This is a genomic window from Chelatococcus sp. HY11 (assembly GCF_018398335.1).
GTDB lineage: Bacteria > Pseudomonadota > Alphaproteobacteria > Rhizobiales > Beijerinckiaceae > Chelatococcus.
Window position 1 is genome coordinate 3,175,761 of the sequence record NZ_JAHBRX010000001.1, and the last position, 15,818, is coordinate 3,191,578.

The following is a 15,818-nucleotide window of genomic DNA, read 5'->3' on the forward strand; positions in this document are numbered from 1 at the left end:
TGGCCCGCTTCTGTCTTCATCGAGAGTGCCGGATGTTGTCCGGCCTCTGCCGGACAACGGCCCAGTTCCGCAGCTGAAAGGCTAAACGGATGAATATTCACGAGTACCAGGGCAAGGCCATCCTCAAGGAATTCGGCGCCCCCGTTTCGGCCGGTCGGGCCGTTTTTTCGGTCGATGAGGCCGAAGCCGCCGCCAAGGAGCTTGGCGGCCCACTGTGGGTGGTGAAAAGCCAGATCCACGCCGGCGGCCGCGGCAAGGGCAAGTTCAAGGAGCCTGAGGCTGGCGAGAAGGGCGGTGTCCGCCTCGCCAAGTCGGTGGACGAGGTCAAGACCTTCGTCGGCCAGATGCTCGGCAACACCCTCGTCACGATCCAGACGGGCCCCGCTGGCAAGCAGGTCAACCGCATCTATATCGAGGACGGCTCGGACATCGAGAGCGAGTTCTATCTCTCCGCTCTCGTCGATCGCTCCACCGGCCGCGTCGCTTTCGTCGTCTCGACGGAAGGCGGCATGGACATCGAGGAAGTCGCGCATAAGACGCCCGAGAAGATCCACACCTTCTCTGTCGACCCCGCGACCGGGGTGATGCCGCACCACGGCCGGACCGTGGCTCAGGCCCTCGGTCTCACCGGCGACCTCGCCAAGCAGGCCGGCCAGCTCATCACCCAGCTTTATGCCGCCTTCGTCGCCAAGGACATGGCGATGCTCGAGATCAATCCGCTGATCGTCACCAAGGACGGCCAGCTCAAGTGCCTCGACGCCAAGGTCTCGTTCGATTCCAATTCGCTCTACCGTCATCCCGACGTTGTCGCCCTGCGTGACGTGACGGAAGAGGACGAGAAGGAAATCGAGGCGTCCAAGTACGACCTCGCCTATATCGCGCTCGACGGCACGATCGGCTGCATGGTCAACGGCGCCGGCCTCGCCATGGCGACCCTCGACATCATCAAGCTCTACGGCGAAGAGCCGGCGAACTTCCTCGATGTCGGCGGCGGCGCCTCGGAGGAGAAGGTCACGGCTGCCTTCAAGATCATCACCTCGGATCCCAACGTGAAGGGCATCCTGGTCAACATCTTCGGCGGCATCATGAAGTGCGACGTCATCGCGCGCGGCGTCATCGCCGCGGTGAAGGCCGTCGGTCTTGAAGTGCCGCTGGTCGTCCGCCTCGAAGGCACCAATGTCGAGGAAGGCAAGACCATCATTCGCGAATCCGGCCTGAACGTCATTCCGGCCGACGATCTCGATGACGCGGCGCAGAAGATTGTCGCGGCCGTGAAGGGGACCCGCTGATGTCCATTCTCATCGACAAGAACACCAAGGTCATCACCCAGGGCTTCACGGGCAAGAACGGCACGTTCCACTCGGAGCAGGCCATCGCCTATGGAACCAATCTCGTTGGCGGCACCTCGCCCGGCAAGGGGGGTTCCAAGCACCTCGGCCTGCCGGTGTTCGACACCGTGCGCGAGGCGCGTGAGAAGACCGGCGCCGACGCGTCGGTGGTCTACGTGCCGCCGGCGGGCGCCGCTGACGCCATCTGCGAGGCCATCGACGCGGAGATCCCGCTGATCGTCTGCATCACCGAAGGCATTCCGGTGCTCGACATGGTGCGCGTGCGCCGCTCGCTCGATGCCTCGAAGTCGCGCCTCATCGGCCCGAACTGCCCGGGTGTCGTCACCGCCGGCCAGTCGAAGATCGGCATCATGCCGGCCAACATCTTCAAGCCCGGCAGCGTCGGCATCGTCTCGCGCTCGGGCACGCTGACCTATGAAGCGGTGTTCCAGACCTCCCAGGAAGGCCTCGGCCAGACCACGGCGGTCGGCATCGGCGGCGATCCGGTCAAGGGCACCGAGTTCATCGAGGTGCTGGACATGTTCCTCTCCGATCCCGCGACCGAGTCGATCGTCATGATCGGCGAGATCGGCGGCGCGGCCGAGGAAGATGCCGCGGAGTTCATCGCCCGCGAGGCGAAGAAGGGCCGCAAGAAACCGATGGTCGGCTTCATCGCCGGCCGCACCGCCCCTCCCGGCCGCCGCATGGGCCATGCTGGCGCCATCATTTCGGGCGGTAAGGGCGGCGCCGAAGACAAGATCGCGGCGATGGAGGCGGCGGGCATCCGCGTGTCGCCTTCACCGGCCCGCCTTGGCAAGACCCTGGTTGAGGTCTTGAAGGGATAAGACAGCTTTTTGCCTGGTCCGGCGCTAGCCGGACCAGGTTTACATCTGTCTTGTCCGGACGTTGTAGATCCTCATCTGAGGGTCGAAGAGGAAAGGGTCTGGAAACCTTCTGGGAATATTGCGGTTCGATCGCCATATGACCGGCGGGGATCCAAGAGATCCAGTTTGATCGAAACGGGAGCGCCCCAGGCGGTCCCTCTCGCCGCGAAACCGGGTTGCGGCGGGAGAAGCCGGCCTTCGATGGCCGCGCATATGCCTTCGCAGCCGCACCCACACGTGTGTTGCAGAGGTCCCGGCCAGGATGAAGACGATGGCACGCCAGGACGTGAACGACATCTTTGCTCAAACTTCCTTCCTCTACGGTGGCAATGCCGCCTATCTGGAGGAGCTCTACGCCCGCTACCAGCAGAACCCGTCCTCCGTCGACGAGCAGTGGCAGACGTTCTTTGCCGGGCTGAAGGACGAGGGGTCGACGATCGTCGAGAACGCGCGCGGCGCGTCCTGGAAGCGGCCGAACTGGCCGATCGTCGCCAATGGCGAGCTCGTCTCGGCGCTGGACGGCAACTGGATCGGCGTCGAGAAGGCGATCGGCGACAAGATCAAGGGCAAGGCCCAGGCGAAGGGCGTCGAGCTCAGCCAGGCCGAGGTCGAGCAGGCGGCCCGCGACAGCGTGCGCGCTATCATGATGATCCGCGCCTATCGCATGCGTGGCCACCTCCATGCCGATCTCGATCCGCTGGCGCTCGAACCGCGCGGCGATCACGAGGAACTGCACCCCTCGACCTACGGCTTCGGGCCGCAGGACTACGATCGCAAGATCTTCATCGACAACGTGCTCGGTCTCGAGTTCGCCACCATCAACCAGATGCTGGAGATCCTGCGGCGCACCTATTGCCAGACGCTGGGCGTCGAGTTCATGCATATCTCCGATCCGACCGAAAAGGCCTGGATCCAGGAGCGCATCGAGGGGCCGGACAAGGAGATCAGCTTCACCCGCGAGGGCAAGCGCGCGATCTTCAACAAGCTCGTCGAGGCGGAAGGATTCGAGAAGTTCCTCGACGTCAAGTACACCGGCACCAAGCGCTTCGGCCTCGACGGCAGCGAGTCGATGATTCCGGCGCTCGAGCAGATCATCAAGCGCGGCGGCGCGCTGGGCGTTCGCGATATCGCGCTCGGCATGGCGCACCGCGGTCGTCTGAACGTGCTCGCGCAGGTCATGGGCAAGCCGCACCGCGCCATCTTCCACGAGTTCAAGGGCGGATCCTTCGCGCCTGACGACGTGGAAGGCTCCGGTGACGTGAAGTACCATCTCGGCGCCTCGTCGGACCGTGAGTTCGACGGCAACCGCGTCCATCTTTCGCTCGCCGCCAACCCCTCGCATCTCGAGATCGTCGATCCCGTCGTGCTCGGCAAGGTGCGCGCGAAGCAGGACCAGCTCGGCGACACCGTCGAGCGTTCGAAGGTGCTGCCGCTCCTCATCCATGGCGACGCGGCCTTCGCCGGCCAGGGCGTCGTGGCGGAATGCCTCGGCCTCTCCGGCCTGAAGGGGCACCGCACCGGCGGCTCCCTGCATTTCATCATCAACAACCAGATCGGCTTCACGACCAACCCGCGCTATGCGCGCACCTCGCCTTATCCGTCGGATCTCGCCAAGATGGTCGAGGCGCCGGTGTTCCACGTGAATGGCGACGACCCGGAAGCCGTGACCTTCGCCGCGAAGATCGCCATCGAGTTCCGGCAGAAGTTCCACAAGCCTGTCGTCATCGACATGTTCTGCTACCGCCGCTTCGGCCATAACGAGGGCGACGAGCCGGCGTTCACCCAGCCGATCATGTACAAGAAGATCCGCCAGCATCCGACGTCGCTGGAGATCTACGGCAAGAAGCTCGTGGCCGAGGGCGTGCTGGCCGAAAGCGAGGTCGAGGAGGCGAAGGCCGCCTGGCGCACGAGGCTCGAGGGCGAGTTCGAATCGGCGCAGACCTACAAGCCCAACAAGGCTGACTGGCTGGATGGCCGCTGGTCAGGGCTCAAGGCTGTCCGCGAGGACGCCGACGATCCGCGCCGGGGGGCGACCGGCCTGCCGGACGCGACCCTGAAGACCATGGGCGAGCGCCTGACCACGGTGCCGGAAGGCTTCCATCTGCACCGCACGATCCAGCGCTTCCTCGACAATCGTCGCAAGACGATCGAGGAAGGCCAGGGCATCGACTGGGCCACCGGCGAGGCGCTTGCCTTCGGCTCGCTGCTGCTTGAAGGCCACCCTGTCCGCCTGTCGGGCCAGGACGTCGAGCGCGGCACTTTCAGCCAGCGCCATTCGGTGCTGCTCGACCAGGAGAACGAGGACCGCTACACGCCCCTCAACAACCTGGACGAGAACCAGGCCCGCTACGAGGTCATCAACTCGATGCTCTCGGAAGAGGCGGTGCTCGGCTTCGAATATGGCTACACGCTGGCCGAGCCGAATGCGCTGACCCTGTGGGAAGCGCAGTTCGGTGACTTCGCCAACGGTGCCCAGGTGGTCGTCGACCAGTTCATCTCGTCGGGTGAGCGCAAGTGGCTCAGGATGTCGGGCCTCGTGATGCTGCTTCCGCATGGCTATGAAGGCCAGGGGCCGGAGCATTCCTCCGCCCGCCTGGAGCGCTATCTGCAGCTCTGCGCCGAGGACAACATGCAGGTCGCGAACTGCACGACGCCGGCGAACTACTTCCATATCCTGCGCCGGCAGCTGAAGCGCGAGTTCCGCAAGCCGCTCATCCTGATGACGCCGAAGTCGCTGCTGCGCCACAAGCGCTGCGTCTCGACGCTGGACGAGCTCTCCGAAGGCACGAGCTTCCACCGCATCCTGCGGGATGACGCCGAGCGTCTGCCGAAGGAGAAGATCAAGCTCGTCAAGGACGAGAAGATCCGCCGGGTCGTGATCTGCTCGGGCAAGGTCTACTACGACCTCTATGAGGAGCGCGAGAAGCGCGGCATCGACGACATCTTCTTCCTGCGCGTCGAGCAGCTCTATCCTTTCCCGGCCAAGACGCTTGCCGGCATTCTTTCCCGCTTCCGCAACGCTGAGGTGTTGTGGTGCCAGGAAGAGCCCAAGAACATGGGGTCGTGGAACTTCGTCGAACCCTATCTCGAATGGGTGCTCGACCATTCCGGCCTCAAGGCGACGCGTCCGCGCTATGTCGGACGTCCCGCCTCGGCCTCCACGGCTGTCGGCCAGATGTCCAAGCATCTGGCACAGTTGCAGGCTTTCCTTGACGAGGCGCTGGCTTCCTGAGGGAAGCCTTCGCCCCGCCCCCTCAAGCTGGCCGCAAGGCCTTAGATCGTCAGGCATCCGGCCCGGCCGGAAGACAGCAAGAAGCGAACATCATGGCGACCGAAATCCGTGTGCCGACCCTCGGCGAATCCGTGACGGAGGCCACCATCGGCCGGTGGTTCAAGAAACAGGGCGAGGCCGTGAAGGCCGATGAGCCGCTCGTCGAACTCGAAACCGACAAGGTGACGCTGGAGGTCAACGCTCCGGCCGCCGGCGTGCTCGCCGAGATCACCGTCAAGGAAGGCGACACCGTCGAGGTTGGCGCCCTGCTCGGCTCGCTCAGCGAAGGTGGCGCGGGTGCTACTCCCGCCAAGGCGGCTGAAAAGCCCGCGGCAAAGCCGGCGCCTGCTCCGGCCGCCGCTCCGGCGCCGGCACCCGCCGCTGCTCCCTCCAAGGGTGACAATGGTCCGGCGGTCGGCCGCATCGCGGCCGAGACCGGTCTTGATCCGGCGAAGGTCGCCGGCACCGGCAAGGACGGTCGCGTGACCAAGGGCGATATCCTCGGCGCGCTGTCCAGCGGCGCGGCCTCCGCCCAACCAGCCCAGCCCGTGCAGCTGCGCGCGCCGTCGGCTCCGGATGATGCCTCGCGCGAAGAGCGCGTGCGCATGACCAAGCTGCGCCAGACCATCGCGCGCCGCCTGAAGGAAGCCCAGTCCGCCGCCGCCATGCTGACGACGTTCAACGATGTCGACATGTCCGGCGTGATGGATCTGCGCAACCAGTACAAGGATGTGTTCGAGAAGAAGCACGGCGTGAAGCTCGGCTTCATGGGCTTCTTCGTGAAGGCCTGCGTGCAGGCGCTGAAGGACGTGCCGGCCGTCAATGCCGAGATCGACGGCACGGACATCATCTACAAGAACTACTACCACATCGGCGTCGCCGTCGGCACGGACAAGGGCCTCGTCGTGCCCGTAGTCCGCGATGCGGACCAGCTGTCGATCGCCGGCATCGAGAAAGAGATCGCCGAGTACGGGAAGCGCGCCCGTGACGGCAAGCTGACGATCGAGGAGATGCAGGGCGGCACCTTCACCATTTCCAACGGCGGTGTCTACGGTTCGCTTCTCTCCACGCCGATCCTCAACGCGCCACAGTCCGCTATCCTCGGAATGCACCGCATCGAGCAGCGGCCCGTGGTGAAGAACGGCCAGATCGTCGCCCGACCGATGATGTATCTCGCGGTGTCCTACGACCACCGTCTCATCGACGGTAAGGAAGCGGTCACGTTCCTGGTCCGCATCAAGGAAAACCTCGAGGACCCGACACGCCTCGTGCTGGACCTCTGATCCAGACCCCATAGTCGCTAGGGCGCTGGTCGCTCGGGACCACCGCTTCGTTCCAGAACCGGAATTCACTCATCGGGTTCTGAAGGAAAGGCTGGTGCGATGGATGGCGTTCTGGTGATCACAGGCGGTGGCCGGGGTATTGGCCGCGCCACCGCGTTCAAGGCCGCGGCCGCGGGCTATCGCGTGGCCATCAGTTACGTCTCGGATGCCACTGCGGCTGATGCCGTGGTGGCCCGGATAAGCGAGGCTGGCGGCACGGCTATTGCCGTGAAGGGGGATGTCGCTGACGAGGCGGACGTCGTTCGCCTTTTCGCCGAGGCCGACAAGCTTGGCCCCCTCGCGGGGCTGATCAACAATGCGGGCATCGTTGATCGCGCGGCGCCGCTCGCCGACATGTCGTTCGAACGCATCACCCGCATGATGATGGTGAACGTTGTCGGCAGCCTCATCGCCGCCCGCGAGGCGGTGCGCCGCATGTCCACCAGCTCCGGCGGGCAGGGCGGCGTCATCGTCAATCTGTCCTCGCGCGCCGCCGCGCTGGGCGGCGCCAAGCAGTATATCGACTACGCCGCCGCGAAGGGTGCCATCGACAGCTTTACCCATGGGCTCGCCCTGGAGGTCGCCGACCAGGGCATCCGTGTTGCCGGCGTCAGGCCCGGCATCATCGACACCGATATCCATGCTAGCGGCGGCGATCCTGGCCGGGTCGCCCGCATGCGCAGCATGCTCCCGATGGGCCGCGAGGGCAGCGCGGACGAGGTCGCGGAGGCGATCATGTGGCTCATCTCCGACAAGGCCAGCTATGTGACCGGCACGACGATCGATGTATCGGGCGGCCGTTAGAGCATGATCCCAAAAGTGGATACCGGTTTTTGGAAAAGAGCATGCTCAGAGCAAAAACTTAAAGCGGTTTGCAAGAAGGAAAGAACGCGAAATGGCTGACGCTTACGATCTCGTCGTCATCGGCACTGGACCGGGCGGCTATGTCTGCGCCATCCGGGCCGCCCAGCTCGGCCTGAAGACGGCCGTCGTCGAGAAGCGCAAGACCCATGGCGGCACGTGCCTGAACGTCGGCTGCATCCCGTCCAAGGCGCTGCTCTATGCCTCAGAGAAGTTCCACGAGGCCTCCCATGCCTTCGCCAAGATGGGCATAGGCGTGTCGGCGCCGAAGATCGACATTGCCCAGTTGCAGGCCTTCAAGCAGGAAGGCGTCGACGGCAACGTCAAGGGCGTGGAGTTCCTTCTCAAGAAGAACAAGGTCGATGTGTTCTTCGGCACGGGAAGCATTCCCGCCGCCGGTTCGGTCTCCGTGAAGGCTGAGGACGGTTCGGTCCAGACGATCGCCACGAAGTCGATCGTCATCGCGACCGGCTCGGATGTCGCCAGGCTCCCCGGCGTCACCATCGACGAGAAGATCGTGGTGTCGTCGACCGGCGCGCTCGAGCTGGCGAAGACGCCCAAGAAGCTCGTCGTCGTCGGCGCCGGCGTCATCGGCCTCGAGCTCGGCTCAGTCTGGCAGCGCCTCGGCGCCGAGGTCACGGTGATTGAGTATCTCGACCGCATCCTGCCCGGCATGGACGGCGAGGTCGCCAAGCAGTTCCAGCGCATCCTTGCCAAGCAGGGCTTCACCTTCAAGCTGTCGAGCAAGGTCACCAAGGTCGAGACGGCCAAGAACGGCGCCAAGGTCACCGTCGAGCCCGCCGCTGGCGGCGACGCCGAAACGCTCGATGCCGATATCGTTCTCGTCGCGATCGGCCGCACGCCTTACACCGACGCCCTTGGCCTCGCCGAGCTCGGCGTCGAGCTCGACAAGCGCGGCCGTGTCGTGGTCGACAGCCACTATGCGACCAAGGTTCCCGGCGTCTACGCCATCGGCGACGTCATTGCCGGCCCGATGCTCGCGCACAAGGCCGAGGACGAGGGCGTGGCGGTGGCCGAAATCCTCGCCGGCAAGGCAGGCCACGTGAATTACGAGGTCATCCCGAGCGTGGTCTACACCTTTCCGGAGGTGGCCTCCGTCGGCCGCACCGAGGAAGAACTCAAGGAAGCGGGCATCACTTATAACGTCGGCAAGTTCCCCTTCACGGCCAATGGCCGCGCCAAGGTGAACCACACCACCGACGGCTTCGTGAAATTCCTGGCGGATGCCACGACGGACCGTGTGCTCGGCTGCCACATCGTCGGCCCCGAGGCCGGCGAAATGATCCACGAAGTGGCCGTGCTGATGGAATTCGGCGGCTCGTCGGAGGATCTTGCCCGCACCTGCCATGCCCATCCGACCCGCTCCGAAGCGGTCAAGGAAGCCGCCATGGCCGTGGAGAAGCGCGCGATCCACATGTGAACGCGACGCAGTTCACTGAAGATGCTGGTCCCCGGCCTCGCGCCGGGGATTTTTTATGGCGTCCGTGTGGATCTCTGGCCAGCCACGCCGGCCGCGCGGGGACTGCACGTGCGCCAACCTATGATAAAAGTGGTTACGGTGCGCCCACCGCACTTTTTCCGTCCATCTGATGGAAGGAGGCCCCGCCGGTTTCTCTCTTCCCGCAAGGAGAGAGCTTGGATTTAGAGGCGATCTCCGGAGCGGGTACCCCTCACCCGCGCCTACGGCGCGACCTCTCCCGTCGGGAGAGGTGAGCACCACCGACATCGGCCGCGACATCAGGCATTGGCGTCCCCTCTCCCGGGCGGGAGAGGGACAGGGTGAGGGAAGCAGCGGGTTACCGTCGCGGCTCGACGTGGGAGCATCGCATCGGAACCACCAGCCCCAATAAAAAAGGCAGCCGCCTCGACTGAGGACGGCTGCTATTTATTTCTGGAGGTCGTCTGTCGGTTAGTGTCAGCCCGTCTGCGTGGTTGACGGGGCCTGGATTGTCTGTTGGCTGTCGAGCGAAGATGTATGCTTCGGGCCGCAATCCGCAAAAGCGGCCGGAGCAAAAGCCGCACTGGCGGCGAGGGTCAAGGCGAGGATCAGTGAACGCATCGTCTTTCTCCTTCAAGGGTTCTTACTTCAACTGAGGATAACGGTTTTTCCCTAGATTGGTCCCCTTTGCAGGCTACACGGCATATCGCGGAGAACAAGATGGGGGTGACATTCGTTCTGCACTAAGATCAGCCATCTCACGCAATAGTGTGCGACAGAAGGAGAATGATCATGGCGGGAAGCGTGAACTCCATCCCGGATAACGGCGCCCCGAAGCCCTACATCTGCGTCAGCCGTGGGAACGAAGCCATCGCCTTCTACAGGCAAGTCTTCGACGCCGTGGAAACGCTGAAGATCTCGGATCCGGCAGGAAAAGTCGGGCATGCCGAACTGACCATCGGCGAGGGCAGCATGATGCTCTGCGACGAGTTTCCGGAATACGGCGCTCTCAGCCCTGAAACCATCGGCGGTTCACCGGTCGTCCTGCATATCTACGTCAAAGATGCGGATACCACCGTCGCCAAGGCGGAGGCTGCGGGCGCGACCATATTGAAGCCGGTCGAGGACCAGTTTTACGGCGATCGCGGCGGAAAGCTCAAGGATCCGTTCGGGCATATCTGGTGGGTCTCCACCCGTATCGAGGACATATCGCACGATGAAATGCGCCGACGCGCCAAGGAACTCTACGGCATGAGCTGACAGGGGTCCGCCCGGGCTGATCCTGTTTGGAGCGTTCACCGGGGAGCCATCGAAGCGCCTTGCAAAGACCATGAACGACAGGCACGAGCGACAGCTGATGTCCGGAGCTGATCCATGCGCCGCCTGTTGAAACCGCTGTGGTTCCTTCTCGCCGTGCTCTTCCTGGTGGAGGCATGGCTGTGGGACAGGCTCGCCCCCGTTGTCGCCGGCATCGTCGGGCTGCTGCCATGGGCCGAATGGTCGAAGAAGCTCGCGGCCTTCATCGATCGTCTGCCGCCGCTCGCCGTGGCCGCGCTCTTCATCGTGCCGGCGAGCCTGCTGCTGCCGGTCAAGCTTCTCGCCCTGTGGCTCCTCGCCCATGAACATTGGTTCATGGCCGTTGGTCTGCTCGTCGCCGTCAAGATGCTCGGGCTTGGCGTCACGGCCTATCTCTTCGAGCTATGCCGCGAGAAGCTCCTCGAGTTGCCGTGGTTCGCCTGGCTCTACCGGCGTCTTCTCGAGATCCGCGCCTGGGCGCATCGTCAGACCGAGCCCGCGCGCCGGGCGGTCCGGTCGGCCATCGCCGCCGTGCGTCTGCGCCTCAACCTCAATGGCCAGATGGGGCGGCGCATCGCCCTTCTGCGCCGGCGTACCCGCCGCTTCGGTGGCAGCGCCTGATCCGTTAAGCTCTTGGATGGGCGGCGTCGTAGGCCGCGAGCAGCCTCGCCGCGTCAACCTTCGTGTAGTTCTGCGTCGTTGACAGGGACGCGTGGCCCAGCAGCTCCTGAATGGCCCTGAGATCCCCCCCGCGACCGAGCAGATGCGTTGCGAAGGAATGCCGCAAGGCGTGCGGCGTCGCGCTGGCGGGCAGCCCGAGCGCGCCGCGCAGGTTCTCCATGACAAGCTGGATGATACGCGGCGACAGCGGACCACCACGTGTGCCCACAAAGAGCGGACCTTCCGGCGGCAAGGGATGGGGGCAGGCCGCGATATAGTCCGCGATGGCACGCGATACCTGCGGCAGCACGGGCACGCCGCGCGTCTTGCCCCCCTTGCCCGTCACCGTGATGTCCATCTGCCCATCGACGGGCGCGTGACGGCGCTGGAGGCCAAGCGCCTCGCTGATACGCAAGCCGCACCCGTAGAGCAGCGCCAGCACGGCCGCATCGCGTGCCAGGATCCACTCCGCCCGGTCATCGCCGGCCCGGCTCTCGATCGTCGTAACGGCCTTCGCCGCCGTGACCGCGAGCGGGCGTGGCAGGCTCTTCTTCACCTTGGGACCTCGCACCGCCGCGAAGGCCGACGCATTGCCCGCGCCGCTCCGTTCGAGATGCCGGGCGAAGGAGCGCAGCGCCGCGAGCTGGCGCATGAGGGAGTGGCTGCCGATGCCATCGCGCCGCCGGGCCGCGAGGAACGCCCTGATATCAGCCGGCCCAAGCGCGGCGATGGTGCGCAAGCTGGCCGGCTCTCCCTGATATTCGGTCAGGAAAGTCAGGAACTGCCTGAGATCACGCCCATAGGCTTCAACTGTCTTGGGCGACAGGCGGCGCTCGGCGGCGAGATAGGAGAGCCACGTTGTGGTCGCCACGAACAGACCATGCCCGGCCTCCGCGCCGTCCTTGTCCACCGGCGTGCCGGCCGAAGCGGGCGAATCATCGGTGGGCAGTATCGGCTGATGTCTCGGCTGATATCTCGCCATGGAATCATTATCCGTGATTCGTCCTAATCCCAGGTGAACGGCTCCGATGGCGCGGCTGATCGCCATGCAGGCCGCGCGCCCGCGTAGTGGGGATGAACATCCGTCCCGGCAGTGCTATGCCTGCCGCCATGAGTATCGCAACGTCATGAGCATCACCGAGGCAAGCCCCACGATCAATGCATCGTCCGGCCAGGTCGCAGACGTGCTCGTGCCCGTCGCGCTTGATACAGCCTATTCCTACAAGGTCCCCGCGAGTCTCACCCTGAGCGCGGGTGATGTGGTCGTGGTGCCGCTCGGGCCGCGCGAGACCGTTGGCGTGGTATGGGAGACACGGCCCGGCGAAGGCGGCAACCTGAAGGCGGTTGTTGGTCGCGTCGATACGACGCCCATGGGCCCGGCCTTGCGGAAGCTCGTCGAATGGATCGCCTGGTACACCGTGTCGCCGCGCGGCCTTGCCCTGCGGCTCGCGCTGCGCGTGCCCGACCCGAGCCGCCCGGAAGCGCTCCGCGTTGGTGTGCGGCTGGCCGGGCCACCACCGGCCCGAATGACACCGGGGCGGCAGCGCGTGCTGGCGCTGGCGCAGGACGGGCTCGTCTTCACCAAGAAGGCGCTGGCCGAGGAAGCGGCGGTGAGCCAGGCCGTGGTCAACGGCCTGATCGATGAAGGCACGCTGGAGACGATCGCGCTGGCGCAGGAACCGGTCGCGCTGCCGCCGAACCCGGCCTTCGCCGAGGCGAGCCTCTCGCCCGCGCAGCAGGAAACAGCCGACGTCCTGCGCCAGACCGTCGGCGAAGGTGTGTTCTCGGTCACGCTGGTGGAGGGCGTGACGGGCTCCGGCAAGACGGAGGTTTATTTCGAGGCCATCGCCGAGGCGTTGGCGCGCGGCAAACAGGCGCTCATCCTGATGCCGGAAATCGCCCTCACCGCCCAGTTTCTGGAGCGCTTCGCCAGCCGCTTCGGCACGCGGCCGGCCGAATGGCATTCGGGCGTCGCCACCCGCCGGCGCGAGCGCATCCATCTCGGCGTCGCCGCGGGGGACGTGCGGGTCGTGGTGGGCGCCCGTTCGGCCCTGTTCCTGCCCTTCCGCGAACTCGGCATCATCGTCGTCGATGAAGAGCACGAGACGGCCTACAAGCAGGAAGACAACGTGCAATATCACGCCCGGGACATGGCCGTGGTGCGCGGGCGCATCGAGAATTTTCCCGTCATCCTGACGTCGGCCACGCCATCGATCGAGACCAAGGTCAACGCGCAATCCGGGCGCTACCGCTACCTCGCCCTGCCGGAGCGTTTCGGCGGCCGTGCCATGCCGACGATCCGCGCGATCGACCTGCGCCGCAGCCCCGCCGCGCGCGACCACTGGATGTCGCCACCGCTCGTGGAGGCCATGCGCGAGACGGTTGGCCAGGGCGAGCAGGCGCTGCTCTATCTCAACCGTCGCGGCTATGCGCCGCTGACGCTCTGCCGCTCTTGCGGCCATCGCTTCCAATGCCCGAATTGCTCGGCCTGGCTGGTTGAGCATCGCTACCGGCGCGCGCTCGTCTGCCATCACTGCGGCCATGTGGAACGCCGGCCTGACAGTTGCCCGTCCTGCGGCACCGTGGATGCGCTGACCGCCTGCGGCCCCGGCGTGGAACGGCTGGCGGAGGAAGTCGCGGAGCATTTTCCGGACAAGCGCAGCATCGTCCTGTCGAGCGACATGCCGGGTGGCACGGAGCGGTTGCGGGACGAGCTTGGGGCCGTGGCCAAAGGCGAATTCAGCATCGTCATCGGCACCCAGCTCGTGGCCAAGGGGCACAATTTCCCGGGGCTCACGCTGGTCGGCGTCGTCGATGCCGACATCGGCCTCGCCAATGGCGACCCACGCGCCGCCGAGCGCACCTTCCAGCTCCTGCAGCAGGTGACGGGGCGCGCCGGCCGTTTCGAGAAGCCAGGCCGCGCGCTCATCCAGACCTTCCAGCCGGATCACCCGGTGCTGCAGGCGCTCCTGTCCGGCAATGCCGAACGCTTCTACAGGGAAGAGATCGCCCAGCGCGAGGCGGCGGGCCTGCCCCCGTTCGGACGGCTTGCCGGCATCATCGTGGCGGCCCCCGACCGCAACGAGGCGGAGGCCCATGCCCGCGCGCTGGCGCGCACCGCCGAGACACCGCCGGACGTGCATGTGTTCGGCCCCGCGGAGGCACCGCTGGCGCTGGTGCGTGGCCGCTACCGCTTCCGGCTTCTGGTGCGCGCCACGCGTGAGACCGACCTGCAGGGCTATCTGAGGGCGTGGATGGCGCGCGCGCCGCGCCCGCCGCAACGCATCCGCGTCACCATCGACGTCGATCCGCAGAGCTTTCTGTAGGACAGAGCGCCCTGCCGCCGGATTACAGGAGCTCAGCCGTCTCGATCAAAATGACGCCGCCGAGCCCGGTCGCGGTGATCTTCTTGTATTCGGGGCAGTCGGCGAAATAGCCGAGAAGCCCCTCCTTGCCGATCCCCGCCTGCATGCTTTCGCGCCAGAATATCTCACCGGCGGTATCCGGAAACCTGCCCAGGAGCTCCTGATAGAAAAGCGCGATCAGATCCTCGCTGGAATGAGCCGCGCCGAAGCGGGTGGCAAACCGTTCGGTCGCCACGAGGTCACAGGCCAGCTCATGGTATCTTCCTCCCTTGTCGAGAGCATCCAATCTCGCGAAGACCATGTCGTCGGGTGGGTCATCGTCATAAACCGCCGCGCATAGGCGATAGGCGCGCCCCGCATTCCCCTCGGTATCGAATGCGAGCATCGCGTCCGAAAACTGAATCCGCTCCGTGTTGAGTAAGGTAAGCTCTGGATTGAAGCTTTGATCCGGCTTCCCATCTGGGGCATACTTTGTCTTCAGACTTAAAAATAATCCATCGTGCGTCCACGAAATATTATAAGCGTCGGACGTCGCCTGAATTATAACAGTATCTGTACCATCGCCCATATTGAGGGTACCATGGATCCATTCCCCCAATATCATTCTGTCATTGAGCGCCGTTGGCAGGCCACAGTCCGACATAAAAGCAGTATCAAGTGAAGAAAGGCTCAGGGCCCTGTTTTCCGGGGCTTTAGGTCCCAAGGCTGAGTGATGCCGCGAAGCGAACGCCTCCTCGACATGCGCGCGTTTCCCGTCGAGCGGAATGCCGTCGGGAAACAGCGTCCGCGCATGTGAGCCCATGAAACGGGGGGCACCATCGACAAACTGAATATTGCCATCCCAGCTGGATATATCTCCACTCGCCGGACGCAATGCGTTCGCCATGAACAACGCGTGGGCTATTTCATGGCGGAATACGGTTGTTGCGTCGAATCGATGCCGCTCGTCGAAAGCGCCGTCGAAGGACAGGTTTTCCAGAGAATTCAGACCTATCTTCACATGGATATCGGCTTCGTCAGGCTCGTTGTCGAACCCCGTGATCGCCTTGAAGGCCGGATGCGCCATGACGCGCATCCCTGCCACACCCTCCCGGCGGGCCATTGTCTTCAGACCATCGCCATGCGTCTCAGCGATATGCGCCTCCTCAAGCCTAGGAACGATGGTCAGTTTGAGATTGAGGGGATGTGGAGAAGGCAGAAGGGCCAACCAGTCGGCCAAGCCCCGGGTATAGCAAGTTTTCAGATCGGCGAGGACTTCTTTCGCAACGGACCCGGTTGTGTCATATAATACAACGTCAATACTCATATCTTGTCTCGGAGAAAAATTCAAATCAAGCATTATCACGATAAAATGCTATATATATTGATATAC

At 64.6% G+C, this 15,818-nt stretch carries 12 protein-coding genes; 9 read left to right on the top strand and 3 right to left on the bottom strand.

Features of this window, described 5'->3' with window-relative positions:
* Positions 1-89: 89 nt before the first annotated feature.
* The 6 genes from sucC (at position 90) to lpdA (ending at position 9,107) form a co-directional block, all read left to right on the top strand.
* Positions 90-1,289, top strand: a complete 1,200-nt coding sequence (gene sucC, locus KIO74_RS14555) for an ADP-forming succinate--CoA ligase subunit beta (RefSeq protein ID WP_213332566.1) — start codon at positions 90-92, stop codon at positions 1,287-1,289.
* Positions 1,289-2,173 carry a succinate--CoA ligase subunit alpha gene (sucD, locus tag KIO74_RS14560; protein ID WP_213332567.1) on the top strand — a complete coding sequence of 295 codons (885 nt, stop codon included), beginning with the start codon at positions 1,289-1,291 and terminating at the stop codon, positions 2,171-2,173. The genes sucC and sucD overlap by 1 nt, the downstream gene beginning before the upstream one ends.
* Positions 2,174-2,483: 310 nt before the next feature.
* Positions 2,484-5,444 carry a 2-oxoglutarate dehydrogenase E1 component gene (locus tag KIO74_RS14565; protein WP_213332568.1) on the top strand — a complete coding sequence of 987 codons (2,961 nt, stop codon included), beginning with the start codon at positions 2,484-2,486 and terminating at the stop codon, positions 5,442-5,444.
* A gap of 92 nt (positions 5,445-5,536) precedes the next feature.
* Positions 5,537-6,766 (top strand): 2-oxoglutarate dehydrogenase complex dihydrolipoyllysine-residue succinyltransferase, encoded by a 1,230-nt coding sequence (gene odhB, locus KIO74_RS14570; RefSeq protein WP_213332569.1) that lies wholly within the window; start codon positions 5,537-5,539, stop codon positions 6,764-6,766.
* Between the two features lie 99 nt (positions 6,767-6,865).
* Positions 6,866-7,609 carry an SDR family oxidoreductase gene (locus KIO74_RS14575; protein ID WP_213332570.1) on the top strand — a complete coding sequence of 248 codons (744 nt, stop codon included), beginning with the start codon at positions 6,866-6,868 and terminating at the stop codon, positions 7,607-7,609.
* A 91-nt stretch (positions 7,610-7,700) separates the two neighbouring features.
* Positions 7,701-9,107: a dihydrolipoyl dehydrogenase gene (gene lpdA, locus KIO74_RS14580; RefSeq protein ID WP_213332571.1), complete on the top strand. Its 1,407-nt coding sequence runs from the start codon at positions 7,701-7,703 to the stop codon at positions 9,105-9,107.
* Between the two features lie 495 nt (positions 9,108-9,602).
* Here lpdA and KIO74_RS14585 read toward each other — a convergent pair whose 3' ends face one another.
* Positions 9,603-9,746: a hypothetical protein gene (locus KIO74_RS14585; protein WP_213332572.1), complete on the bottom strand. Its 144-nt coding sequence runs from the start codon at positions 9,744-9,746 to the stop codon at positions 9,603-9,605.
* A gap of 171 nt (positions 9,747-9,917) precedes the next feature.
* Here KIO74_RS14585 and KIO74_RS14590 point away from each other — a divergent pair, with 171 nt between their 5' ends.
* Complete coding sequence (locus KIO74_RS14590; protein WP_213332573.1) at positions 9,918-10,385, top strand: VOC family protein; 468 nt, start codon at positions 9,918-9,920, stop codon at positions 10,383-10,385.
* 114 nt (positions 10,386-10,499) lie between these two features.
* On the top strand, positions 10,500-11,042 hold the full coding sequence (locus KIO74_RS14595; RefSeq protein WP_213332574.1) for a hypothetical protein: 543 nt from the start codon (positions 10,500-10,502) through the stop codon (positions 11,040-11,042).
* A gap of 4 nt (positions 11,043-11,046) precedes the next feature.
* Here KIO74_RS14595 and KIO74_RS14600 read toward each other — a convergent pair whose 3' ends face one another.
* Positions 11,047-12,063 (bottom strand): tyrosine recombinase XerC, encoded by a 1,017-nt coding sequence (locus tag KIO74_RS14600; RefSeq protein ID WP_213332575.1) that lies wholly within the window; start codon positions 12,061-12,063, stop codon positions 11,047-11,049.
* A gap of 145 nt (positions 12,064-12,208) precedes the next feature.
* On the opposite strand from KIO74_RS14600, the gene KIO74_RS14605 reads away from it, so the two are divergent.
* Entirely contained in the window at positions 12,209-14,407 is a 2,199-nt protein-coding gene (locus tag KIO74_RS14605; RefSeq protein WP_213335275.1) for a primosomal protein N', read from the top strand.
* A 22-nt stretch (positions 14,408-14,429) separates the two neighbouring features.
* Here KIO74_RS14605 and KIO74_RS14610 read toward each other — a convergent pair whose 3' ends face one another.
* Positions 14,430-15,752, bottom strand: a complete 1,323-nt coding sequence (locus KIO74_RS14610; protein ID WP_213332576.1) for a DUF4214 domain-containing protein — start codon at positions 15,750-15,752, stop codon at positions 14,430-14,432.
* Positions 15,753-15,818 lie beyond the last annotated feature (66 nt).